Source organism: Mycobacterium shunyiense, from assembly GCF_058270075.1.
Genome location: NZ_JBZDPU010000014.1, coordinates 490556 through 513971, shown reverse-complemented (window position 1 = coordinate 513971; position 23416 = coordinate 490556). Strand labels below are relative to the sequence as shown.

The following is a 23416-nucleotide window of genomic DNA, read 5'->3' as shown; positions in this document are numbered from 1 at the left end:
GATGAGCGACCACGACGTACGGATGATCATCCTGTCGACGGACGACCTGGATGAGTCGATCCGCTTCTACAGCGAGACGCTGGGAATGCCACTGAAGTTCCGCGACGGCGCACACTTCGCCGCGCTCGACGGTGGATCGCTCACCCTCGCGCTGGCCACGTCGGTGGACCACCCGATCCCCGGCCAGGTTGTCGTGGGGATCAAGACCGCCGACGTCGACGGCGCGGCCAAGGCCATCGAAGCCAGCGGCGGCGGAATCATCAAGCACCCGTACGACGATGCGCACGAGCGTCGGGCCGTGGTCTACGACAACAAAGGCAACGGCCTGGTCTTCTACAGCCCTCTCAACCGCTAGCCCAGCGAACCCGCGGCGGCGAGCAGGGTTTCGGCCAGAAGTGCTGCCGCGGGTGTCATGCGCTCGGCCGGCGGTGCGGCGAGATAGACCTGCCACACCGCCGGGTCCCGCAAAGCCACAGCTCGCAGATCACCAAAGCGCCGCGCCTCGGACACGGGCATGAAGGACGTCCCAAGACCGTTGCCGACGAGTTCGGCGATCGCGGCGAATCCGGCGGGCACCTCGTACTGCGTCTGAGGTTGCACGCCTGCGCGGTGGAACGCCTCGTCCATCAGGCGCCGCAATCCGAATTCGGGCGGGAAACCGACGAGATCCTCACCGGCCAGATCACCGAGATCGAGGCGACGACGGCGCGCCAGCTCGTGGTCGTCACGGCAGACGAACACCATCGGCTCCTCGAACAGCATCTTCATGTCGAGCTGCGCCGGGAACCGATTGGGCAGCGACACCAGTGCCAGGTCCAGCGAGCCCTCCAGCAGTGCGGCAAGATAGGCCGACGCGCCGGACTGACTCAGCCGCAACCGCAGCCGGACATGCGGGTGGTCCCAATGAAAATCGCCGAGGGCGCGGGCGACATCGACCGGCCCATAGGAGATCAGCGAACCGAATTCGACTGTGCCCATCAGTGATCCACGAAACTGGGCGGCGGATTCAGCCGCCGCCCTGGCTGCGTGCAGAATCTCGTGGGCATGTGCCGAGAAGGCCTCCCCCGCGGCGGTCAGGCTGATCCGCTGCCGTGACCGGTCGAACAACGCCACCCCGAGTTCACGCTCCAATTTCGCGATCGACGTCGACAACGCCGACTGCACGACGTGCGCGCGTTCGGCGGCTCGGGTGAAGCTCATCTCACCGGCCACCGCAATGAAGTGTTCGATCTGGCGTAACTCCACCGTGTCAGCCTATCTATCTAGTCGATAGGGCTCATCAGATTCAATCGTTGGACTTGATGGACACTCGGGGGTGAGATGGATACCGACGAGCCCGCGAGAAGGAGCAGCAACGGTGAACGGTTTGAGCAGAAGGAATTTCGGCTTCCTCACGGCAGCCGCTGCCGGCGCGGCCACCTTGGCGGCCTGTGGCACGCCGTCCACTCCTGCCCCGGCTGCCTCAGCCGGCGCGCCATCGAAACCGTCACACCCCATGAACCCGGTCAAGCAGATCGACGCCGGTGATCTCAACGTGGGCTACACCGAGGCCGGTCCGACCGATGGCCTCCCGGTAATCCTGCTGCACGGCTGGCCCTACGACATCCACAGCTACGCCGACGCCTCCGCGCTGCTCGCCGAGCAGGGCTTCCGCGTGATCGTGCCCCACCTCCGCGGCTTCGGCTCGACCCGGTTCCGCTCGGCCGACACCGTCCGCAACGGCCAGCAGGCGGCCCTGGCGCAGGACGTCGTCGCGCTGATGGACGCGCTGAACATCCCCAAGGCCGTGCTCGGCGGATACGACTGGGGCGGGCGGACCGCCAACAACGTTGCCGCACTGTGGCCGCAGCGCTGTGCGGGACTGGTCGCCGTCAGCGGTTACATCACGGTCAACCTGGCCGCCAACCTCAAGCCGCTGGCACCCGAGGCCGAGTTGGGATGGTGGTACCAGTACTACTTCGCGACCCCGCGCGGCGAACTCGGCTACCGCGAGAACACCAAGGAATTCAACCGGCTGATCTGGACCAAGGCCTCACCACTGTGGCACTTCGACGACGCCACCTACGATCTGTCCGCCGCCGCGTTCGACAATCCCGATCACGTCGCGATCGTGGTGCACAACTACCGGTGGCGGCTCAGCCTGGCTCCCGGCGAAGCGCGCTACGACGCCGACGAAGCCCGGTTGGCCGGCAAGCCCCCGGTCACCGTGCCGACCATCACGATCGGGTCCGACTTCGACGGTGCGGCCAAGGACGGTGCCGGCTACCGCTCGCTCTACACCGGGCCCTACGAACACCGAATCCTCGACGGCATCGGACACAACGTTCCCCAGGAAGCGCCCGAACAGTTCGTCGCCGCCATCGCCGACGTCAGCCGGATGGGTGGACACTGACCTCATCAGGGATACGGCCGTCCGGTCAGCTTCCGGATCGTACGGATCTCACCGTCGCGGTAGGGCCGGCCATCAGCATGGAACAAGTCATGGAACCACACCGGCGGCGGAGCCTTGTACGGCCTGTCCCAGGAGTCCCACGGCAGATAGGTCTGCGTCTTACCCGCGACCAGGCCCCAGTTGTACGCACCGACGTTGTGTCGTTTGGCGATCGGCAGTACACCCTCGATGGTGCTGCCCTCCCCACGGGCCAGGTACTCGGTGCACAGGATCGGACGCCCCATCGGGGCCAGCTCACCGATGCGGGCCTCGAACCCTTCCGGATGGTCATAGCTGTGGAAGGTCACCACGTCGGAGAGGTCGAGCTGCAGCGTCGCCATCCGGCTGCGCGCCAACGGATCAGCCCACGGACCGTCCCACACGCCGCTGGTCAACGGTTGGACGGGATTGACCGAGCGAGCCCACCCGAAGACCTGTGGCAGCAACTCCTCGACCAGGGCGACCTTGTCCTGGCGTTCCACCTCGCGGTAGTTGGCCGCGGGATTGTCCGGCTCGTTCCACAGGTCCCACCCCAGCACCCGCTCGTCGCGACGGAACTGGCTGATCACACCGACGACGTACTCGCGCAGCAGTCGCCGGTAGCGGTGATCGTCCAGGTGCTGTGCACCCGGGCCCTGCACCCACACCGAGTTGTGGATCCCGGGCCGGGGGCGACGCTGATGCCCCAACCGGGGAAACGGATCCCAGCAGGAGTCGAACAGTACGAACAGCGGTTTGATGCCGTGACTGGACGCGAGAGCAACGAACTGGGCCAGGCGGTTCTGAAAGCCCAGATGCCCCTGCGCCCACAGCTGGTCGTGCAGGAAGACCCGCACCGTGTTGAACCCGGCCAGCCGGGCGATCCGCAACTCGTTGTCGATCTGCTGTGGGTCGTAGGTGTCCGGCTGGAACATCTCCAGCTGGTTGCCCGCGTTCGACGGGATGAAGTTGGCGCCGACCAGCCACCCCTGTTCGGCGTACCAGCGGTGCGCCCGCTCCGGCGACCAGCGGGCTCCGTGGCCGTCGATCTGCGCATCGGCCCGCGGCGCCCTGGCTACCGACAAACCTGCGGTGATCAGCAGCGACAGCTTGAACGCAGCACGACGGCCCAAACTGGCGCCGTCGTCTTTCCTGTTGGCCTGCATGGCTTTACGAATCAATGGCAATCTTCCTGTACGAAACCGTGACGCTCGACGAGTACCCACCACAAGGGATCCCAACTCCACGGTGAGTTGTCGACTCCGCATCCGCCGGTAGCGTTGTCCAGGTGGAACACGCAGACGGCGAGAAGGTCCCCAAAAGGGCCGCGGCCAGCGCCCTGACCGGCGTTTCGGAAACCGCACTGCTGACCCTGAACGGCCGGGCCACCCAGGCCCGCCATCCCCACCCCATCATCGATGATGCCATGGCCGTCCAATTGGCCGATTCCATCGCCTACGACTTCGCAAGATTCGGCCGCCGGACGGGTCAGGAGATGGCGCTGCGCTCGCTGGCCTTCGACAAGGCCGCCCGCGGTTATCTGAGCGAGCACCCGGCGGCCACGGTGGTGGCGCTGGCCGAAGGTCTGCAGACGAGTTTCTGGCGACTGGATGCGACGCTACCGGGTGCGCGGTTTCGTTGGCTCACCGTGGATTTCCCGCCCATCATCGAATTGCGCGAGCGTCTTCTGCCCGCGTCCGACCGCATCGCCGTACGGGCGCAGTCGGCGCTGGACTACAGCTGGATGGACGCGGTGGATCCCACCGACGGGGTTTTCATCACGGCGGAGGGGTTGCTGATGTACCTGCAACCTGACGAAGCGCTCGGCCTGATCACCGAGTGCGCCAGCCGTTTTCCCGGCGGTCAGATGATCTTCGACCTGCCACCCGTGCTGGTGAAGAGGTTCGCGCCCAAAGGCATGCGGTCCTCGAGGCACTATCGGGTGCCACCAATGCCGTTCAGCCTGACGCCGGCCCAGTTGGCCGACCTGGCGCACACCGTGCCCGGTATCAAAGCCGTGCACGATCTGCCGATGCCGCGCGGACGCGGATGGTTCTTCCACACCGCGTTTCCGGCGTTCTGGCAGTTCAAGCCCACGCGCCAGATTCGCGGGGCCTACACGCTGCTGGAGTTCGGCTGACTAGCTGCCAGCAGCGGCCAACCGGGCGCGTTCCCGCATCGAGGCGACGACACCACCGTCGTTGAGGATGTCCGTGCCGGTGAGATAGCCCGCCCGCTCACTGGCGCAGTAGGCCAGCAGATCAGCCATCTCCTCGGGCTTGCCCCAGCGCGGTACCGCCGCGTCGGCCACCATCGCGCCCGCGCCCGCCTGCTCCTCCAACCGGCCCATCTCGGTATCGATGGAACCCGGGGAGACGGAGACGATCCGGATGCCACGACCGTTGAACCGCTCGGCCTGTGACGAGCTGTACCACTTCACGAAGGCCTTGCTGATGGCATAGGAGAACCCGGAGCGCATGTCTTCCGGAGCCATGCCGCACGCCGCCAGCATTTCGGTGAGGAACTGGTCCTGGTCCTGCAGCGCCAGGGGGAAGTGCTGCGCGGGAATGACTTCCTCGGGTAGCAGATGTGCCGCCATCGACGCCACGTTGACGATCGCCGCGCCCTCGGGCGCGGACGCGAAAAAGGCTTCGTTCACATGCAGCGTGCCCAGCGCGTTGGTCTTCATCACGTACTCGGCGTCACCCATGCTTGGGCTGACCCCGGCCGCGTGGATGACGGCGCTGACGGTGCCGAGCCCGGCAGCGGTCTCCAACAACCGGTCGACGGCGGCCCGGTCCGTGACGTCGGAATTGACGATCCTGGCGGCGATCCCCAGGTCCCCCAGTGCGGTGGCGGCGGCGTCGAGGCGGTCCTGCCGGACATCGCACAACACCACTGTCTGGTCGCGGCCGACGACCTTGGCCGTGGCGAACCCCATTCCACCTGCGCCGCCTGTGATCACCGTCACCCGTGTCATGGCTAGCACGGTAGTGGCCGGTACGCGGCCCGGTCACGGCGGGGTTGGTGCGACTGCTCAGCAGTGCGCCGGGCCGAGTGTTTCCAACCCGAATATGCGCAGGCCCGCTGTGCGAACGGTCTGACCGGCATATAACGGGTAGTGATGACCTGCCCGTATTGCGGATCTCCGCTCGATGCCGCCGACACCTGCAGCCGGTGCGGGCAGATCCACTCGTCCGCGCCGACCGGGTGGCGTCCGGACCCCACCGCGCGTCACGAAGGCCGCTACTTCGTCACCGGGCATCCGACGAATCGGGTGCGTGACGGCCGAAGCGCATCGAGCGATCCGGATGGCGGGCGGATGCTGCCGGACTACCTCGAACTGAAGACGTCGGGTATCAGGGCAACCTGGTTGGGAACGACGGCCGCGGCGGCGATCATCGTGATGGCCGCTGCCGTGGTCTGGGTGCTGCTGGTGGCCGGGCGCAGACCACCACCCTCGCCGGAAGCCGGATACCTCAACGCACTGAAGGACGCCGGACTCAGCGGTCAGTTCAACTCCGACGCCAACGCCATTGCCCACGGTCGGCAGGTCTGCCGTCACCTGGAAGACGGCGAACCCCAGCAGGGCCTGCTCGCCGACAAGATCGCGGTCGACACCTTCTGTCCGCTTTTCTCGCAGGGTTTTCACATACTCGAAAAGGCCAATGTCACGGGCACTTTCGTACTCACCGATAATTCCGGGGCCGAGGGCATCGTCTCGGACGGCGCAAAATGCCAGGGGGCGAACGGATATGCCGACGTCAATGCCGGCACACCCGTCACCGTCAAGAACGGCAAGGGCGACGTCCTGGCCACCACCACCCTGGGGCCCGGCAAGAGCGGTACCGCCAACTGCACTTTCACGTTCACCGTACCGCTGACCGAAGGTGAGGACCGCTATGTCCTTTCGGTCGGACGCCGTGGCGAATTCAGCTACAGCTTCGAACAGCTTGCGGCCAAAGGGATTCTGATGCAGCTCGGCCAGTGATGTTTGCGAAAACCACGTCTGACGGGGAGTTCGCGCTGCCGATACCCTTCCTTACCACGCCGGACGCGGGCGGTTGGAAACGATGCGGTCACGAGTACGGCTCACTCACATGTCAACCCCGCAACCATCTGAGAACTTGTGTGGACACCGATTTCGGGCAGCTCTACGGTTGCGCTCGACACAATTTTCACCGATGTAATTTATCCGCACGAAAAAGGGAGTCGCTCGTGATGACCACCTTTGCCAACATCACCGTCAAAACTGCTATCGGCGCTGGGTTTTGCCTGACAGCAGTGGCGGCCGCGATGGCGCTGAGCCCGCATGCGGCAGCGCTACCACTCAAGACCGGCGGATATAAATGCGTCGACGGGGCCGCCGCGCCCGGTGCACCGTGCGCCGCGCCGGCGGTGGAAGCCGCGGGGGTTGTTCCCGCAGCCGCACCTGCAGCCGTGCCTCCGGTACCTCTGGCGCCGCCACCGGTGGTTCCGCCGGTCCCCCTGGCACCGCCGCCACCGATCGTTCCGCCCGTGCCGCTGGCACCCCCGCCGGTGCCGGTGGTACCCGCCGCTCCCGTCGTCCCCGCCGCCGCACCGATCGCCGCGGCTCCGGTGACGGTCGCCGCAGGGACCGGAAAGGGTGTGCCGACCGTGTCGCCCGGAGGCGGCCCGGTCGCCGGGACCCCCACGCTGCCCGGCCCCGCCGACTAACCCGTCCCCCAGCGCCAGAAAAGGCGCCTGGCTCGTGAGCCAGGCGCCTTTTCTGTGTCTTCTTCTGCGTGTCTGCCTTCGTGTGTCTTCGTGTGTCTTCGGGAGTCTGCAGCTGGGTTCTGCCCTGCCTCGCGCTGCGTTGACTTGCCTCGCAGCGGGATTCGCTACTCCTGGACGATCACCGGATCGCCGACGTGGACCGTGTTGAAGTACCACTCGGCGGCCGCCGGGATCAGGCTGATACAGCCGTGGCTCGTGTTGTCCAGCCCCATCGACGGCACGGCCCACGGCGCCGAATGCACGAACAGACCACGCTGGGTGAAGCGGACCGCGTAGTCCACGTCAAGGAGGTACCCGTCCGGCGCGTCGACGGGGATACCGACACTGCTGGAGTCCATCTTCACCGTGCGGTCTTTCCCCAGAACGGTGTAGGTGCCGACCGGGGTCGGATATTCCGGACGTCCCAGGGAGGCCAGCAGCACACCCGCCTCGCCGGCGTGCGGCAAGTGGTGCGGCGCGGGCAGATCGATCGGCGGCTCTTCACCGATCCCGTCGATGGTCACCGTGAAGGTGTGCTCGGAGATGTCTGCAACACCGATAACGGCTGGGCCGGTTTGGAACTCGGTCCGCAGGCCCCCGACCGACAGCATCACGGTGCTGTGCGCCGGCCAGAACTCGGCCGGCTTCCACGACACGACATTGGCGTCGAGCCACTCGTAGGTGCCCGCACGAGCCGGTGTCGACTTGAGCCCGAGGGCACGTTCGACGACAGGGCGGTTGGTGACCGCATTCTTGAACGTGACCACCACCGGATGCCCCACCCCGACGACGGAGCCGGCGGCCGGCGCGATCGATTCGATGGTCGACGTCAGCGGAAGGCTCACCGCCGCCGTGTCGACGCTGTTCGTACCGCCAGAGAAATAGGTCATGACGACCACGACCAGAACGAGAACACCCTGAACTACCGCGCGCATCAACCCGATCTCTCTGCGATGCCCCCATGATCTTGAACGATGTCATGGTATGGCTCGCGGACAGCCCGAATGTGTAGTCACACGTAGACAATTCGGTCAAGCGTTCGTCACGTTTCGGCTACGGCGTCGGGCCCGCGGCGAAGGGCCCGCGACCTACCTCGCCGACTGCACCATTGCGGTGGACGGCGGGGCGCTGCGCGCAGCTGAGACCGCGGAGATCTTTCGGACGTCAGTCCGCGATGGCCTCGTCGCGGACGGCGGGCAAGGTGAGGACCCGAGCGCACGCCAGAGGGGTCACCAGGGCGTTGGTCCGCAGGCCGGACTGCGACGGACGCTGAGATTCCACGTCGGGCGCGTCGTCCTCATCGTCAAGCCGATAGGACGACGGATGCCTGCGCTTGGCCGCGGCGAGTTCACGGGCGTACCGCTGCGACGAACACCACAGTGGGTGCGTCGCCAGCTCGATAACCGTCGAGCCGGCAGCTTTTGTCGCCATGTTCAATGACCTCCAGCGGAGCTTCACGACACTTCTACTCAGTGCCAAGCGTGCTCGGCCAAGCTGAGACGGTGCATCGAGTTGGCCGTGGACTCCTTAAGGATCCCTCTTAAACGTCTTTTACACATCCAAAGAGCTTGAACAGAGACGTAATTCACATTCCTGAATTTGACATTGTTTGCTGTGACTGCTCCGGCAAGTCGAAGTGCGTCACGGTGACGCAATGACCCCGTGCATCCCAGCCAGTCGCGGGACCGCTACCCGCCAACCTTCGAGAACGCCGGCCTGCCCGACGCCGGATCCGTGACAACCCGCCGAAGACGGATGATCACGCATCACCGTCCCGCGCAGCAGAATCCATCGACTGTCGCGGTCCCCGTCCCGATCCGGGGTGTCACCCACGACCCTCAGAGAGACGGTGCGGGCTTCCCCGACAGCTTCACCCCGGCCATGCGACGGGCCGCCGGGTAACCGGCCCCTGGTTTGCCGTATATACAGCGGGCCGTCGAGTGCCGGCCGCAACCTGCCGCATCGCTCACCCGGGGACGCGTTGTTGAGTTTCTCAGGGTGTTCCGTCGTCGCCGTCGTGGATTCCAGCTACCGGATTCACCGCCGCGACCCGACTACCCGTCGGGGGAGCCCACAAGAATCGGGCCAGTTTCTTACATTCGCAAGAAACTTGCATGTAGGGCGATTCACAAGTTAAGGAAGCACGCCAGCGAACGCGCCGCGGTTAGCCCCGTCGATGCGCAATCGTTACCAATCATTTAACCTGTCCCGTGGCCGAGCTGCCCTTCTAGAACGTCAATTAGCTCGGCGAAGGGTGGTACGGCTGTGGATGCACATGATCCGAGCGTCGGAGAACATGCGCGTCCGACCGTGACTCGGGCGTCTCGCGCATCGATCGAGAGCTGGCCGCTGCGGTGGAAAGTGGCAGCGACGCTGGTGCTGCCGATCATGCTCGCGGCGACCTTCGGCGCAGTACGTATCTACAACGAGCTGTCGGCCGCATCGCGGCTCAACCTCGCGTCGGACAATGCCGTGATCGTGGTGCCTGCGGTGGAACTGGTCGACCGGATCGACGGGCTGGCGTATGCCGCCGCCTCGGGTGCACCGATCGACGAACCGCTCGCACAATTCGACGAGAGTGCCAAGGCGCTCGACACCCTGATCAAGTCCGCCGACTTCGACTCGACCGTCGCCACCGAGCTGACGACCGCGTCCTCCACCGCCAAGACGTTGCGCGACGACCTCAAATCCGGGCCGCTGCCCCAGCAGGTGATCGCCGAGCGGGCGCAGAACGTGGCCTCCGGCGTCGTCTCCGCGATCGCAGCGACCACCGCCACCGTGGACGACCGCACCGTGCGCCCGCTCGCGGACCAGCTCGTGGACGCCCTCGCGGCGCAGCGTGCACTGACGGCACAACGGATACTGATCGCCGCGCCCGATTTCGCCGATTCCGATGAGCTGCGCAGCGAGGTCGCAGACGCGGCAGGCGCAGAAGCGGCCGCGATCGATCGGCTCAACCGGCTGATGACGACCGACGAGACCACGGCGCTGTCCAAGGAATCCGACGTCCGTCGCGCCACCTACACCCGACCGTCCGACGACAACGTGCACGCGCCCGCGTTCACCGACGCGATGCGGGCCAGCGTCGAGGGCTACCGCGCCATGACCCAGGACCTGTCCGCCGACCTCGACGGCACGTTGCACCATCGGGCCAACGCCCTGCGGTCCGATGCCCTGCGTGACACCGCGATCATCCTCGGTGCGGTGCTGGCCGCTCTCGTCTTCGCGCTCGCCGTCGGCCGCTCGCTCATCCGGTCGATCGGCCGCCTGCGCCAGGGGGCGCTGCAGGTCGCACAGGTCGAGCTACCCGAAGAAATCGAACGGCTCAGCAAGGGCGGCGGCATACCGGAGATCGAACCGCTGCCGTTCCGCACCAATGAAGAGGTCGGACAGCTCGCGCGCGCGATCGACGACATCCACTCCCAAGCCGTCCGGCTGGCCGGCGAGCACGGTGTCCGCCTGCAGATCGGCGACATGTTCGAAACCCTGTCCCGCCGAAGCCGCTCACTCGTCGAAGAACAGCTGGCCCTCATCGAGACACTCGAGCTCGACGAGGAAGACCCGGTCCGGCTGGATCACCTCTTCCGCCTGGACCACCTTGCGACGCGCATGCGCCGCAACGGGGACAACCTCCTCGTCCTCGCCGACACCGTGGAACGCCATCGGGTGTCCGCGCCCGTCGCGCTGCCCGACATGCTGCGCGCCGCCATGTCCGAGGTCGAGGAGTACCGCCGGGTTCAGGTCGGACACCTGGCCGACGTCTCGATCGCCGGCTCTGCCGCCGGCGATATCGGCCACCTGGTCGCCGAACTGCTCGACAACGCGCTGCGCTACTCGCCGCCCGATGCGCCCGTGTTGGTCACGGTGGGACGCGCGATCGACGCCGGCCTGCTGGTCGAGGTGGCCGACCGCGGACTCGGCATGTCCAAGGACGACTTGACCGCTGCGAACGACCGGCTCGCGCTCGGTGGCGAGGTGACCTCCGAAACCGCCAAGCGGATGGGGCTTTTCGTGGTCGGCCGGCTGGCGGGACGTCACGAAGTCACAGTGCGGCTGCGCACCACCTCGGCGTTGACCGATCGGCCCGGTGTGACGGCAAGTGTGCACATCCCCGGCACGCTGGTCTCGCCCATCGGGGTGGGTGAGTCGCTCGACGATCTGCGCAACGGCTCGTTTACCGGGTCGCGACCGCAGCCCGCCGACGAAGGACGGAATGCGCTGACGAGTGCGGCCACCGGCGCGCACGCCGAGGCCAACGGCTCGCAGGCGGCGTCGCTGCCGTCGGAGCGAGGGTCCGACGCCCCGGCCCGGGCCACCGTCAACGGGCTGCCGAAACGCTCGCCCGGTGCCAGCGGCGTCAACGGCACCCCCGCTCCGGTGACCGCATCGACCGCGCCGGCGCCGGCGTCTCCGGCCGCACCTGCGGAACCCGACCGGCCGCAGCGCGGCAACCCGCTGTCCTACTTCACCTCTGGAACATCGGCCCCGGCCGCTGCCGAGCCCGCCGACGCTGCGCCCATACCCGCCACCGAGTCCGAGCAACCGCACATTGAGCCGGAGAGTTTGGAGAGTGCACCGATCTTCGAGCGGATGGCCTCGGAGTGGCTGATGGATCCCACCGCGCCCGAATCCCGCAACCGGGTCTGGTCCAGCTCCGCCGACGCGGGCTGGGCGGCTGCAGCAAAGGCTGTCGAGCAGGAAACCAAGCGGCACACGGCATCCGGACTGCCGATCCGCGAACGTGGAGCGCGCCTGGTGCCCGATGAGGCAAGATCAGAACCCCAGGCCAAGGCCAACGGGGGCAACGACCCCGCGGCGATCCGCGACATCCTGAGCCGACAACTGGCCGGCGTTCGCAGAGGCCGAGCCGAAACCGACGCAGCACACAGCCGAATCGAAGGAGATCGATGAACACCGGCACGCAACCACAGGATCGGTCCGCGGGGTCTGCTGCAACACCGTCGGGGACCTCCGGCACCCTCGACTGGTTCGTGTCCAACTTCGTCCGTGATGTACCTGGCGTGTCACATGCGATCCTGGTGTCGGCCGACGGGCTGCTGATGGCCTCGAACTCCCACCTTCCGGCTGACCGCGCCGAGCAATTGGCCGCCGTGACATCGGGTTTGGCGAGCCTGTCGAACGGTGCCGCCCGGCTGTTCGAGGCCGGCAACGTGCGCCAGTCGATCGTCGAGATGGACGACGGCTTCCTGCTGCTGATGGGCGTTGGCAACGGCTCGTACCTCGCCACCCTGGCGTCGATCTCGTGCGACATCGGCCAGGTCGGCTACGAGATGGCCCTGCTCGTCGACCGGGTCGGCAAGACCGTGGAGGCGACCCCGCGCGCCGGCCATGGTGCTCGATGACGCTCAGCATGGACAGACCCGAGCAGAAACAGACCGCAAGCCGCGCCCGGCCGTACACCCTGACCGGCGGGCGGACCCGCGCCCGGGTCGAGATCCCGATCGAAGCTCCGGTGGAGGCCCTGCTGCCCTCCGGTGAACTCGACTGCGCACCAGGCGATATCCCCGCCGTCATCGTCCGGTTGTGCAGCAGCAGGCCGTCGATCGCCGAGATCTCGGCTCACGCCGGTCTGCCGATCGGAGTGGCCCGGGTGCTGGTGAGCGACCTGGTGGACAGCGGCCACCTCCGAGTTCACGCCACCCTGACCGACCGCTCGACCGTTGCAGAACGGCGCCTACTGATCGAAAGGACCCTCAGTGGCTTACGCGCACTCTGACTCCGGCTCCACGGTGTCTTCGACGAAGATCGTGATTGCCGGCGGCTTCGGCGTCGGCAAGACCACGTTCGTCGGCGCCGTGTCGGAGATCGTGCCGTTGCGCACCGAGGCCCTCGTCACGAACGCCTCGCAGGGACACGACGACCTCGAAGCGATTCCCGGCAAGGAAACCACCACGGTTGCCATGGATTTCGGCCGGATCACCATCGCCGACGACCTCGTGCTCTACCTCTTCGGTACCCCGGGGCAACGGCGGTTCTGGTTCATGTGGGACGACCTGGTCCACGGCGCGATCGGCGCCGTGGTGCTCGTCGACACCCGCAGGCTCGAGGACAGCTTCGCCGCCGTCGACTTCTTCGAGGCCCGCAGCCTGCCGTTCCTGATCGCCGTCAACGAGTTCGACGACTCCCCGACCCACAGCATCGAAGAGCTTCGTGAGGCGATGTCCGTGTCGCCGAACGTACCGATCATCACTGTCGATGCCCGGCAACGCGACTCGGCGAAGAACGCGTTGATCGCCATCACATCGTTTGCGCTGGAACGCCTTCCGACCGCAGCGCCCTAGATCCACAGCCCGCCAGTCTCACAGTCTCGAGGAATCCACCGTGAACCACCAAGTACATCACTTCGACATGGGCCTCTGGCTGCTGTTCCTGGCATACATCGTGTCGGTGACCGGATCGGTCGTCGGCCTGGCATGCACCCGTTGCGGTGCAACTGCGACCAACGGACGCGACCGCCTCCGCTGGCTGCTCATGGCTTCGATCGCCATCGGCGGCGTGGGCGTCTGGCTCATGCACTTCATCGCGATGCTCGGTTTCGCGATCCCCAACAGCATGGTCCGCTACCACCTCGGCTGGACCGTCGCGTCGGCCGTCATCGCGATCGCGGCGGTATTCGTCGGCCTGATCACGATCGGTCGCACCTTCGATCTGACGCGCCTGCTCGCCGGTGGCGTCATCACCGGGCTCGCCGTCGCGATGATGCACTACACCGGCATGTGGGCCGTCCAGATGCAGGGCACGATGACCTACGACACCGCGCTTGTCGTCCTTTCCTTCGTGATCGCCGTCGTCGCCGCCACCGCAGCGCTCTGGTTCACCCTCGTCCTCAAGTCCCGTGGTCTCCGATTCGTCGCCGGCCTCGTGATGGGTGTCGCCGTCGTCGGCATGCACTACACGGGCATGGCCGCGGTGCGCGTCGATGTCGACCACACGATGCCGGTTCCCGGTGGGCCCGAAGTGTTCTCGTTCCTGTTCCCGGTCTTCGTGATCGGCCTGCTCGCGCTCGTGGTCCCGATCACCGCAGTGATGCTGGCTCCTGATCGCAGCGCCGAGAACGCGGACTCCGAGTCACGACCGGTGGCAGCGACGGCCGGGCGGCACCGGTAGAACGGTGCCCACGGGCGCAACACTTCGCCGCCTGACTGTAAAAACTGTCCGAATCTGACAGTTTCTGTCCGCAGCGACGTTCCGCAATGCCATGATGCGGTCGATGCTGGACAACCTCCTCCGCGCGGTATGCGTCGCGCTTCTCGTGGCCATCGCAGGACTGGGGCCGTCGGCTGTGGCCCACGCCGGACTTCCGCCGGGATACGACACGCGCTTCGACATCTGGCCGACCGCGGTCGACAAGGCGCAATGCCGACCGGGCGACCGGGTCGAGACCGGATTGCAGGGTGAGGTGCCGGTTGCGGACCGGGAATCCCACCGCAGCGCGCAGGGCTACAACTGCAACATCGACCTGGTCGGTCAGCACCAGGGCACCGGCGCAGGCATCACGAGCACTTCATACAAGAACTGCACCTACGTCGGGTCCACCTGGCCCTACACCAACGGCGTCCAGGTGATCGACGCGTCCGACCCTGCCCACCCGGTCCAGGCCGATCTGCTCACCGAGCCGGCGATGGTCGGCGGAACCTGGGAGTCCCTGAAGGTACACGCGGGCCGGGGGTTGCTGGTCGGAACGGGCGTTCCCCTGTTGTTCGGGGGCGGCTACATCTCCATCTACGACATCTCACAGGACTGTCGGCACCCCCGGCTGCTCAACGAGGGCGCCGGTTCCCTTCCCGGCGTACGGATCCCGATGCTCACCCACGAGGGCAACTTCTCGCCCGACGGCAACACCTACTGGGCCGGGGGCATCATCTGGAACAGTGCGGTGGACATCACCGATCCGACTGCTCCGCATGTGGTGTGGAGCGCGCCGGTCGGCTGGGCCTCACACGGCATGGGCTTCGCACCGGACGGGCGGACCATGTACATGTCGCAGTTCAGCGGCTTGACGGTGCTCGACACCTCTGCGGTACAGGACCGGGTGGCACCCGATTTCACCATGCACCAACTGCTTCCGGCCTACAGCCACAAAGCCTGGGTGGACGGGCAGGAGGCCCAGCACAGCGTCTACGTCACCTACCGAGGCGTACCGCACATCTTCACCATCGACGAACTCGGTTCCGGGGGCGTCAAGCTGTTCGACGTCTCAGACCCGACCGACCTCAAGCTGCGCAACATCATCAAACTCGAGATCAATCTGCCCGAACACATGGACAACTGGACGAGCAGCGGTGGATTCAACGGGGTGTTCGCCTACGACTCTCACTACTGTTCGGTGGACCGGCAAGACGATCCGACGGCCCTGGCCTGTGGCTGGATCCAGTCGGGTATCCGGGTGTTCGACATCCGCGACCCAGAGCACATCACGGAACTCGCCTATTTCAACCCACCGGCACAGTCCGACAAGAAGTACGAGGACCTACCCAATTCGATTCACGTCTACAATCTTTCGGTTCTCGCGACCCCACCACTCACCGGAATATTCGGGGTGGGACGGGCTGCCCTCGACGGGAAGATCCAGCTTTCCGACATCGTGCTGGGCAACCGGCCGGGCTGGGGACAGCCGGCCGATTTCTCCGCAGACTGGTGCATGTCACCACCGGAGTTCCGGGGAAACCTGCTCTACGTCACGTGCTCCGACAACGGGTTCATGACCCTGAAGCTGGACCCGACCGTCTACCCGCCACGATGAGCGCTTCCATTCCCGCCCGCATTTTCGGCGCCACCGTCGTCATCGCGGCCGCCGCGTTTCTCGGCGCGTTCGCCGAATCCCACCGGCACGACAGCCCACCGCCACTGATGTCAGAGGCCGACGTGACCTTCGCGCAGATGATGATGACCCACCACCAGCAGGCGATCACCATCTGCGACCTGCTCAGCGCGGACGCCGCTCCCGAAATACGCACGCTCGCAGACCAGATCAGACTTCAGCAACAGGCGGAGGTCGGCACCATGGTCGGTTGGCTACAGCTGGCGGAACAGCCCCTCAACCCCACGGTGCCCACAGAGCACACCGGACACGGCATGTCCCATCACCACGACACCGGACAGCCCCTCGGCATGCAGATGGGGATGGCGTCCCCCGATGAATTGGCCCGCCTTCAGCGCGCCACCGGCCCCGCAAATGAAGCCTTGTTTCTCCAGTTGATGACCCGCCACCACCAGGGCGGCGCCGAGATGGCATTCGACGAAACCCGCGATGGCTCCAACGAGGCGATCCGGCGTACGGCCCTGGCCATGGTCACCGAGCAGACGCAGGAGATCCAGGTCATGGAACACCTGATGAAATCGCGGGCCGCCACACCCCTGCCGTATCCGTGAGGCGGAAACGCTAACCCCAGTAGGAGAAGTTGCAGACGGGGTTCACCTCGGTCTTGAACGACACCAACTTGTCGCCGTCCATCGTGATCGTGCAAGTGAGCGTGGCACTTCCGCCATCGGCGGCGACCTCCGACTCCACCTCCCCATAGACGGAGTACTGCTTTTCCCACGGCAGCGTCACGTTCGATTCGGTTTGCTCGGCACCGCCGTTGATCCGGTAGCGGATCGTCACCGGGGCGGATCCACCGAGGACCTTCATGACCGCCGTACCGACCGGCGCCCCGGTCGGCTCGGCAGCCTTGGGCGACTCGGTCGTCGTAGGAGCCGGTTCGGTCGAGGCGCTGTCGGAGGCGACAGCGCTGGTGGTTTTCGCCACCGGGGTTCCTGCGGTCGTCGTGCATCCCGCGGCCACCGCCGCGGCCGACACGACACTGATGGTTACCCCGACGAGACCCCTGAGCGGATGCATACCTGAGATTACGACGCGGAGGTGGGCCCGGATCGCTTATCGCGACAAGTGATTGCCCACCGGGCCCGATCCCCGCTCAGTCGGTCAGGACGCGATCAGCTCATCGATCTGGTTGATCGCCGACGAAGCACCCTCGACCACACCCATGTCCAGGACCTGCTGAAGTGCTTCGGCGGACTCGTAGGTGCTCACGTAGACGGCACGGGTCCCGCCGTTGTGCTCGGCAAAGGTGTAGACGTTCTTGGAAACCGGCATCTCCGGGTTCGGGTTGAAGTCCTGGTCGGCGAATCCGTCGTCGAAGGCGAAGCTACTCGGCTCGTCGACGGCGGTGACCTCCCAGTAGCCCGCGTGCTTGTCACCCTCCGGGCCGGTCATGAAGTAGGTGACGCGGCCACCCGGTGTGAGGCTGTGGTCGACCACAGTGGCCGGGTAGGTCGGCGGCCCCCACACCTTTTCGAGCTGACGCGGGTCGGCGTACACCTGCCAGATGCGCTGCACCGGCGCCGCGAAGTCGGCGGTGATGGTCAGTGTCAGTTTGTCGAGGTCGTGTTGAACGTCGGTCACGGGCATGGTCAGTCCTCCTTGGGATCGGATGCGATCAGTTCATCGATGCGTGCGATGCGGCCACGCCAAACCTGTTCCAGCTCAGTCAACATGGACGCCACCGACCGCACTGCCTCCACGTCACCGCTGGCCAACTGCTCACGACCGTTGCGTCTCTTGGTGATCAGCCCGGCCTTTTCCAGCACGGCGACGTGCTTCTGCACTGCCGCGAAGCTCATGTCGTACTTCGCCGCAAGCACCGAGACCGAGTGCTCCCCCGCCAGGACCCGGCGCATGATGTCCCGCCTGGTCCGGTCGGCGAGCGCGTGGAACAGGGCGTCTGCCCGGTCCTCGTCACGCTCGGTCACTTCTCAAATATACAACCGATTGGTTGTATGTTGTCAAGCGGTTCGTTCCGAGATTCGTGACTGGCATCACACGTTGTCATATATATTGAGCCGGCATGTGTTCGCTGCGGCCGGCATTCCCGTCACCGGCGGATGCGGACAACGTCGGGGAATGTCAAGGGGGACATCGATAATGGCGCACGGTTCACGCTGCCCGAAAACAGCCAAGCGCATACCGCTGCGGTACAGCCTGTCCGTCATAGCGGTCGGCATCGGTGTCGGGATCGCAGGCACCAGCGCGCACACCGTTGCCTGGGCGGACCCCAGCGCCTCCGGGTCATCCGGCTCATCGGGCCAGTCGTCGAGCCATACGAGCGCGGGATCCGGCCACGGCCCCAAGAAGCCGACCGACCGTCGCGGCAACCGGCCGGGCAAGACATCTCCGTCCTCGCCCAAGACCCCGGCCGCCGGCACCACATCCCCCGCGCCGACCTCGTCGGACGAAGACGACGACACATCCGCCGTACGGTCCCCCATCGCCTCCAAGGCGAATTCTCCGGCACCGCAGCAGGAGTCGATCGCCGATTTCGTCCGCGGGAAGCTGCGCGACATCAGGCCCACCGCTCCGGTCCAGCCCGACGGCACGCAGCCGGCCAAGTCCGACTTCTCGCCGCGAGCCACCCCGAAACGCCTGGCCGCGATCACGTCGTCAGCGCTCCCGGACGCCACGCCGTCACGGGCGCAGGCATCGGCACCGACATCGGCTCAAGCCCCGGTGATCAAGGCCACGCTGCCGGATCTCACCGCGATCGTCCGGACCGCCCCCGATACCACCGCGAAGGCAATCCCGCCGACCGCCAAGGTCGCCAAGGTCGCCGCGGTCACCACGACAACCAAGACCACACCGAAGCCCCCTGAGCCGCTCTCGCCGATCGCCAAGATCGCCGAGCTGCCCGGCCGCATCGTCAACACGGTGCTGCAGGTGCTGGACATCACCGTGTCCGCCAACGGGCCGAAGAGCCCGCTCGACTTCGCACCGATCAACAACGCCCTCTTCGCGGCGTTCCGCGAGATCGAAGGACAGCTGGGGCTGACCAAAACTCCTGCCGCGCAACCGGTGCCGCCCACGATGACGTATGACGGGCCCACCACCGGCAAGACCCCGACCGTGTCGCAGTTCCTCAACGCCGCGACCGCCGCGTACGTGTGGGGCGGTACCCCGGGCGACCTGAAACCGTTCGTGGTCAACGGCAAGCAGATGCAATCGACCAATGTGCTGACGGGTATGTCCGGCAAGGCCTGGGTGACACCGGACGGCCAGATCATCATCGCCTACCAGGGCACGACGGGCGGCACGAACCTGCTGCACAACCCGCTGATCGCGATCTCCCAGGTGATCGCCGATACGCAGGTGATCTTCACCGACACCCCACCCCAGGCCTTCCTCGACTCGGTGGCCTTCGAGCAGGAGGTGGAGGCCGCCGCGATCGCACAGGGCTACCGCAAGGAAGACATCTTCGTCACCGGGCACTCACTCGGCGGATGGGAAGCCGCGTACGTTGCGCAGCAGACCGGCGTCGGCGGTGTCGGTTTCGAAAGTCCTGGCCTCAACACCACGGTGCCGGGCAACGGCGCCGACTCCGGGTTCGTCAACGTGCTGACCTACGGCGACACCGCGGCCTATTTCTCCACCGACCTGCCCGGACTGCAGCCGTTCATGCCGGAGTACGTGCCCGGTGGAGGCAGCAAGCCGCACTACGGGTCGATCGTGATGATCGGCAACCCCGACGCCGCAGTCCCACTGATGAACTCGGCTGCGCTGCTGAGCACCGGGCCGATCGGCGCCGCGATCTTCGTCGCCGACATTCTGGTGAACTTCCTCCAGTACCACCTGCCCGGCATCCAGGCCTACCACCTGGGCGTCGACCCGGATCCCGGCGTGGTGCCGTGGCTGGGCAACGCGTCGGGACCGGTGAACGCCGACTACGCCGACATGACGATTCCGGAACTGAAGAAGGCGGCGTCGGATGCGGGGACGCTGATCAGGCCGTGAGCGAGCCGCTGATCGAGCCGCTCATCAGGCGACAGCGGCGGGCCGCTCATCAAGCAGTGGTGGACTCTCGCTGAATCTGTTCTGCCGCTTCCTGTTTGATCTGTTCGAATTGCGCAGCCATCGCCTCGGACAGTGCGGTGGCTCCCGACAGTGGCCGAACCATAACCATGAAGTCGTCGATCTTGCCTTCGTCATCGACATGCAGAAAGTCGCACCCGGTGATCTTCTTGCCATCCACCGTGGCTTCGAAGACCAAGGCGTGGTCGCGGCCATCGGCGATCTCGCGGATGTAGCGGAAGTCCTCGAACACCCGCATGACACCGCGCAGGATCGCCGCGGTGATCGGCTTGCCCGGATACGGCTTGAACGCCACCGGGCTGGTGAACACCACGTTGTCTGCCAGCAATGCCTCGATCGCAGCCTCATCACGCGCCTCGACTGCCTCCCGGAACGGATGCATACGACACCTCCTCAACCCATTCATCGACTAGCGGCGATGGTAGGCACGCCCCCTTCCCATAGTCAACATTTTGATTATTCGCATTGCTGCTAGCATCGGCTCATGGCGTTACGCGACGCGATCCTGGCCACGCTCCTCGACGGCGAGGCATCGGGCTATGACCTGGCCAAAGGGTTCGACGCGTCAGTCGCCAACTTCTGGATGGCCACGCCCCAGCAGCTCTACCGCGAACTGGACCGCATGTCCGCCGAAGGGTTGATCGAAGCGCGGCTCGTCGAACAGGACCGGCGACCCAACAAGCGCCTGTACTCGCTGACCGACGCGGGTCGCAAGGCCTTGGTCGAGTTCACCGAGGTGCCGCCGAAGCCAGGCGCTATCCGCGAAGACCTCCTGGTACAGATCCAGGCGGTGGATTCCGGCAACATCGAGGCGGTCGGCGACGCCCTCGCCGAACGTCTGCAGTGGGCCACCGCCAAACTCGGGCGTTACCGGCGCACGCAGGACCATCTGCTCGCCGGCCGCACCGAGGCTGCCTACCTGGCCGAGGCCGAACGCATCGGTCCGTATCTCACGCTGCTGCGGGGAATCCGGTTCGAGGAAGAGAACATCGACTGGGCGGGCCGGGCACTGGGCGTCATCGAACAGCGACTGGGCGCGGCGGGCCGGCCTCGTCGCTGACAGTCTCCTGCGGCTCGGTGACCCACGCGCTGAACACCGGCACACCGCGCCACGGCTCCGGCCCCTCGTAACGGTCCGCACAGGCCAGTACTGCGAAAGGGCGGTCGAAGCGGATCTCGATCCGGCGGACCAACACCTTGTGGAAGGACGGCATTCCCGCCGCGCGGATACCCATCGCGGTGATGGCGGCGGCCTTGAACCCGGTCCTCGAATAGGAGGCCACGGCCGCCTGCTTCGCATCGAAGCCGGCCGGCTGCTCCTCGTCCCGAACGAAACCGGCCAGCGTCGCGAACACCGGGGCCACCCCGGGTGCGTTGTCGAGATCGTGGTCGCTGATCGCCGACCAGGCCGGCAGGTAACTGCGCCATTCGGCCTGTACGTCCGGACCACCGACCCGGCGTTCCCGTCGCTCGGTCACGGTCCACGCGTGCCCGTCGGTCAGCTCTTCGATGGGGACCCGGCGGGCGGCACGGTCATCGCCGCGCAGCATCGCCGCCACCTGATGTGCCGCGGCGTCCACGTCATGGGGTGCCACCTCCGGCGCGGCGATCACGCTGAAGACATCGAGTGCGGACGACGACGGCGGTGAGGCCACCGCGACCAGACCCGCAGCATCCGTGTCGACCACCAACTGGATCCCGCCCCGGAACGTCAACGCCGTGCCGACCGCGTCTCCGAAGGCCCCGCCCAGCTCCGTCGTGGTATCCAGTGGCTCCACCCAGCTGATGTCGGTGGCGAGCGCGGAAGCGAGTACCAGCCTGGTCAATTCGCCGAGCTGGAGCGGGAATCGGTCGATCAACCCGTTCGTCTGAGACCGCGCCCAGGCATCGGCCTGCGCCTGATCTGGGACCGGGCCCCGCTCCACCACTTCCGGCAGGGTCCGCGCCCATGTGTCGAACGCCGGCCCCAGTTCGCGGTCCCACACCGCCGCGAGTGCGGATACCGCCGGGTGCGGATCACTCAACATGACGCCGGCCCGGGCGGCGGCGTCGTCGACCGTCGTGCCGAGCGCCGCCTCGAGATCACGGCGGGAGGCTCCCGCGGTGGCCGGCCCGACCAACGCCAACAGCAGCCACAGACCCAGCGGCGATGCCACGGTGTGCCCTTTGAGTACCGACTCGTTGAACCGGGCAGCGTAGGCAGACACGATCTCGGGGTTGCTGAGGCCGGGCATGGCCGCACCATATCTGCTGATCGAACATTGCCGGTTGTACGCGTAGCGCCGGGCAGACGTTAGTGTGCTTTCGTCGGCTTCAGCGAACAGCCGATAGAAAAGTTGAGCAAATCCATGACCGCAGCACCAGAAGCATCGGCGCTCGAAGCCCGCGTCGGCCACTACTACGAGGCGGACGGCCTCTACCTGGTAGGCCGCGAGAAGGTACGCGAGTACGCGCGTGCCGTGCAGGACTATCACCCCGCACACTGGGACGTCGACGCCGCGGCGAAGCTGGGGTACGCCGGGCTGGTCGCGCCGCTGACCTTCACCTCGACCCCGGCCATGGCCTGCAACCGGCGCATGTTCGAATCGGTGGTCGTCGGGTACGACACCTACCTGCAGACCGAAGAGGTCTTCGAGCAGCATCGGCCGATCGTGGCAGGTGACGAACTGAAGATCGACATCGAATTGACGGCGGTTCGCAGGATCGCGGGCCGCGACATGATCACCGTCACCAACACCTTCACCGACACCGCCGGCGAGCGGGTCCACACCCTGCACACCACCGTCGTCGGCGTCACCGCAGACGACATCAATCCGGCGACGATGACCGCCGTCCAGAACGCGATGATGCACGACGTCGACTTCTCCGGTATCGGCGCATCCGATGACGATTATGTGAAGACCGTGCGCCCCGAAGGCGAAGTACGGATCTCCGAAGGCGGCCTCACCCGCACGCCCGGAACCCTGTCCTTCGACGACCTCAAGGTCGGCGACGAACTTGGGGTGCACCACACCCGGCTGTCGCGCGGCGACCTGGTGAACTATGCCGGCGTGGCCGGCGATGCCAACCCGATTCACTGGGACGAGGACATCGCCAAGCTTGCCGGGCTGCCCGACGTGATCGCCCACGGCATGCTCACCATGGGGCTCGGCGCCGGCTTCGTCTCCGCGTGGTCGGGTGACCCCGGTGCCGTCACCCGCTACGCGGTGCGGTTGTCCCAGCCGGCGATCGTGTCGGCCAAGGAGGGCTGCGATATCGAGTTCAGCGGAAAGATCAAGTCGCTGGACCCCGAGACCCGCACCGGCGTCATCCTGGTCGCGGCGAAATCCGAGGGAAAGAAGATCTTCGGCCTGGCGACACTGAACATCCGCTTCAGCTGACCCGCT

The 23416-nt window shown here is 66.2% G+C and carries 26 protein-coding genes; 16 read left to right on the top strand and 10 right to left on the bottom strand.

The window, feature by feature from the left end; translation table 11 throughout:
• Position 1: 1 nt before the first annotated feature.
• The gene (locus AC4ELH_RS13445) at positions 2–355 is read left to right on the top strand and encodes a VOC family protein (RefSeq protein WP_055119019.1); all 354 of its coding nucleotides are present in this window, start codon (positions 2–4) and stop codon (positions 353–355) included.
• Here AC4ELH_RS13445 and AC4ELH_RS13440 read toward each other — a convergent pair.
• The gene (locus AC4ELH_RS13440; protein WP_498884859.1) at positions 352–1245 is read right to left on the bottom strand and encodes a LysR family transcriptional regulator; all 894 of its coding nucleotides are present in this window, start codon (positions 1243–1245) and stop codon (positions 352–354) included. The two genes, AC4ELH_RS13445 and AC4ELH_RS13440, sit on opposite strands and share 4 nt — an antisense overlap.
• Before the next feature lie 250 nt (positions 1246–1495).
• On the opposite strand from AC4ELH_RS13440, the gene AC4ELH_RS13435 reads away from it, so the two are divergent.
• Positions 1496–2392 (top strand): alpha/beta fold hydrolase, encoded by an 897-nt coding sequence (locus tag AC4ELH_RS13435; protein ID WP_448444566.1) that lies wholly within the window; start codon positions 1496–1498, stop codon positions 2390–2392.
• 5 nt (positions 2393–2397) lie between these two features.
• Here the strand turns inward: AC4ELH_RS13435 and AC4ELH_RS13430 are convergent, their stop codons facing one another.
• Complete coding sequence (locus tag AC4ELH_RS13430; RefSeq protein WP_418010879.1) at positions 2398–3543, bottom strand: glycoside hydrolase 5 family protein; 1146 nt, start codon at positions 3541–3543, stop codon at positions 2398–2400.
• A 155-nt stretch (positions 3544–3698) separates the two neighbouring features.
• On the opposite strand from AC4ELH_RS13430, the gene AC4ELH_RS13425 reads away from it, so the two are divergent.
• Complete coding sequence (locus AC4ELH_RS13425; protein WP_498884857.1) at positions 3699–4550, top strand: class I SAM-dependent methyltransferase; 852 nt, start codon at positions 3699–3701, stop codon at positions 4548–4550.
• Here AC4ELH_RS13425 and AC4ELH_RS13420 read toward each other — a convergent pair whose 3' ends face one another.
• Complete coding sequence (locus AC4ELH_RS13420; protein ID WP_498884855.1) at positions 4551–5390, bottom strand: SDR family oxidoreductase; 840 nt, start codon at positions 5388–5390, stop codon at positions 4551–4553.
• Positions 5391–5534: 144 nt separating this feature from the next.
• Here AC4ELH_RS13420 and AC4ELH_RS13415 point away from each other — a divergent pair, with 144 nt between their 5' ends.
• Complete coding sequence (locus AC4ELH_RS13415) at positions 5535–6401, top strand: DUF732 domain-containing protein (RefSeq protein WP_448444560.1); 867 nt, start codon at positions 5535–5537, stop codon at positions 6399–6401.
• Between the two features lie 230 nt (positions 6402–6631).
• Positions 6632–7108 carry a hypothetical protein gene (locus AC4ELH_RS13410; RefSeq protein ID WP_064880397.1) on the top strand — a complete coding sequence of 159 codons (477 nt, stop codon included), beginning with the start codon at positions 6632–6634 and terminating at the stop codon, positions 7106–7108.
• Between the two features lie 164 nt (positions 7109–7272).
• Here the strand turns inward: AC4ELH_RS13410 and AC4ELH_RS13405 are convergent, their stop codons facing one another.
• Positions 7273–8082, bottom strand: coding sequence for a L,D-transpeptidase (locus AC4ELH_RS13405; protein ID WP_448444558.1), 810 nt, complete (start codon positions 8080–8082; stop codon positions 7273–7275).
• 229 nt (positions 8083–8311) lie between these two features.
• A complete protein-coding gene (locus AC4ELH_RS13400; protein ID WP_448444556.1) occupies positions 8312–8578 on the bottom strand; it encodes a hypothetical protein in 267 nt (88 codons plus the stop codon).
• A 231-nt stretch (positions 8579–8809) separates the two neighbouring features.
• On the opposite strand from AC4ELH_RS13400, the gene AC4ELH_RS13395 reads away from it, so the two are divergent.
• The 8 genes from AC4ELH_RS13395 (at position 8810) to AC4ELH_RS13360 (ending at position 16540) form a co-directional block, all read left to right on the top strand.
• Positions 8810–9049 carry a hypothetical protein gene (locus tag AC4ELH_RS13395; RefSeq protein ID WP_498884852.1) on the top strand — a complete coding sequence of 80 codons (240 nt, stop codon included), beginning with the start codon at positions 8810–8812 and terminating at the stop codon, positions 9047–9049.
• Positions 9050–9457: 408 nt separating this feature from the next.
• Complete coding sequence (locus AC4ELH_RS13390; protein ID WP_448457017.1) at positions 9458–12058, top strand: sensor histidine kinase; 2601 nt, start codon at positions 9458–9460, stop codon at positions 12056–12058.
• On the top strand, positions 12055–12510 hold the full coding sequence (locus AC4ELH_RS13385; RefSeq protein WP_236734677.1) for a roadblock/LC7 domain-containing protein: 456 nt from the start codon (positions 12055–12057) through the stop codon (positions 12508–12510). Before AC4ELH_RS13390 ends, AC4ELH_RS13385 begins: the two co-directional genes overlap by 4 nt.
• Positions 12507–12884, top strand: coding sequence for a DUF742 domain-containing protein (locus AC4ELH_RS13380; RefSeq protein WP_110776968.1), 378 nt, complete (start codon positions 12507–12509; stop codon positions 12882–12884). The genes AC4ELH_RS13385 and AC4ELH_RS13380 overlap by 4 nt, the downstream gene beginning before the upstream one ends.
• The gene (locus AC4ELH_RS13375) at positions 12865–13449 is read left to right on the top strand and encodes a GTP-binding protein (protein WP_064880340.1); all 585 of its coding nucleotides are present in this window, start codon (positions 12865–12867) and stop codon (positions 13447–13449) included. Before AC4ELH_RS13380 ends, AC4ELH_RS13375 begins: the two co-directional genes overlap by 20 nt.
• Before the next feature lie 40 nt (positions 13450–13489).
• Positions 13490–14275: an MHYT domain-containing protein gene (locus tag AC4ELH_RS13370; RefSeq protein WP_448444549.1), complete on the top strand. Its 786-nt coding sequence runs from the start codon at positions 13490–13492 to the stop codon at positions 14273–14275.
• A 103-nt stretch (positions 14276–14378) separates the two neighbouring features.
• Positions 14379–15911: an LVIVD repeat-containing protein gene (locus tag AC4ELH_RS13365; protein WP_236734676.1), complete on the top strand. Its 1533-nt coding sequence runs from the start codon at positions 14379–14381 to the stop codon at positions 15909–15911.
• Complete coding sequence (locus AC4ELH_RS13360; protein ID WP_448444546.1) at positions 15908–16540, top strand: DUF305 domain-containing protein; 633 nt, start codon at positions 15908–15910, stop codon at positions 16538–16540. Before AC4ELH_RS13365 ends, AC4ELH_RS13360 begins: the two co-directional genes overlap by 4 nt.
• A 10-nt stretch (positions 16541–16550) precedes the next feature.
• On the opposite strand, the gene AC4ELH_RS13355 is transcribed toward AC4ELH_RS13360, so the two are convergent.
• From AC4ELH_RS13355 to AC4ELH_RS13345, 3 genes are all read right to left on the bottom strand, one after another.
• Positions 16551–17009, bottom strand: a complete 459-nt coding sequence (locus AC4ELH_RS13355; RefSeq protein ID WP_498884849.1) for a hypothetical protein — start codon at positions 17007–17009, stop codon at positions 16551–16553.
• An 84-nt stretch (positions 17010–17093) separates the two neighbouring features.
• Positions 17094–17579 (bottom strand): SRPBCC family protein, encoded by a 486-nt coding sequence (locus AC4ELH_RS13350; protein WP_463791698.1) that lies wholly within the window; start codon positions 17577–17579, stop codon positions 17094–17096.
• A 2-nt stretch (positions 17580–17581) separates the two neighbouring features.
• The gene (locus AC4ELH_RS13345; RefSeq protein WP_064957474.1) at positions 17582–17920 is read right to left on the bottom strand and encodes an ArsR/SmtB family transcription factor; all 339 of its coding nucleotides are present in this window, start codon (positions 17918–17920) and stop codon (positions 17582–17584) included.
• 172 nt (positions 17921–18092) lie between these two features.
• Here AC4ELH_RS13345 and AC4ELH_RS13340 point away from each other — a divergent pair, with 172 nt between their 5' ends.
• Positions 18093–19952, top strand: a complete 1860-nt coding sequence (locus tag AC4ELH_RS13340; protein WP_498884846.1) for a hypothetical protein — start codon at positions 18093–18095, stop codon at positions 19950–19952.
• A 49-nt stretch (positions 19953–20001) separates the two neighbouring features.
• Here the strand turns inward: AC4ELH_RS13340 and AC4ELH_RS13335 are convergent, their stop codons facing one another.
• The gene (locus tag AC4ELH_RS13335; protein ID WP_498884844.1) at positions 20002–20412 is read right to left on the bottom strand and encodes a nuclear transport factor 2 family protein; all 411 of its coding nucleotides are present in this window, start codon (positions 20410–20412) and stop codon (positions 20002–20004) included.
• Positions 20413–20514: 102 nt separating this feature from the next.
• Here AC4ELH_RS13335 and AC4ELH_RS13330 point away from each other — a divergent pair, with 102 nt between their 5' ends.
• Positions 20515–21090: a PadR family transcriptional regulator gene (locus tag AC4ELH_RS13330; RefSeq protein WP_498884842.1), complete on the top strand. Its 576-nt coding sequence runs from the start codon at positions 20515–20517 to the stop codon at positions 21088–21090.
• Here AC4ELH_RS13330 and AC4ELH_RS13325 read toward each other — a convergent pair.
• The gene (locus AC4ELH_RS13325) at positions 21047–22264 is read right to left on the bottom strand and encodes a hypothetical protein (RefSeq protein ID WP_498885056.1); all 1218 of its coding nucleotides are present in this window, start codon (positions 22262–22264) and stop codon (positions 21047–21049) included. The genes AC4ELH_RS13330 and AC4ELH_RS13325 overlap by 44 nt on opposite strands.
• Before the next feature lie 114 nt (positions 22265–22378).
• Here AC4ELH_RS13325 and AC4ELH_RS13320 point away from each other — a divergent pair, with 114 nt between their 5' ends.
• A complete protein-coding gene (locus AC4ELH_RS13320) occupies positions 22379–23410 on the top strand; it encodes a fused (3R)-hydroxyacyl-ACP dehydratase subunits HadA/HadB (protein ID WP_064880320.1) in 1032 nt (343 codons plus the stop codon).
• Positions 23411–23416 lie beyond the last annotated feature (6 nt).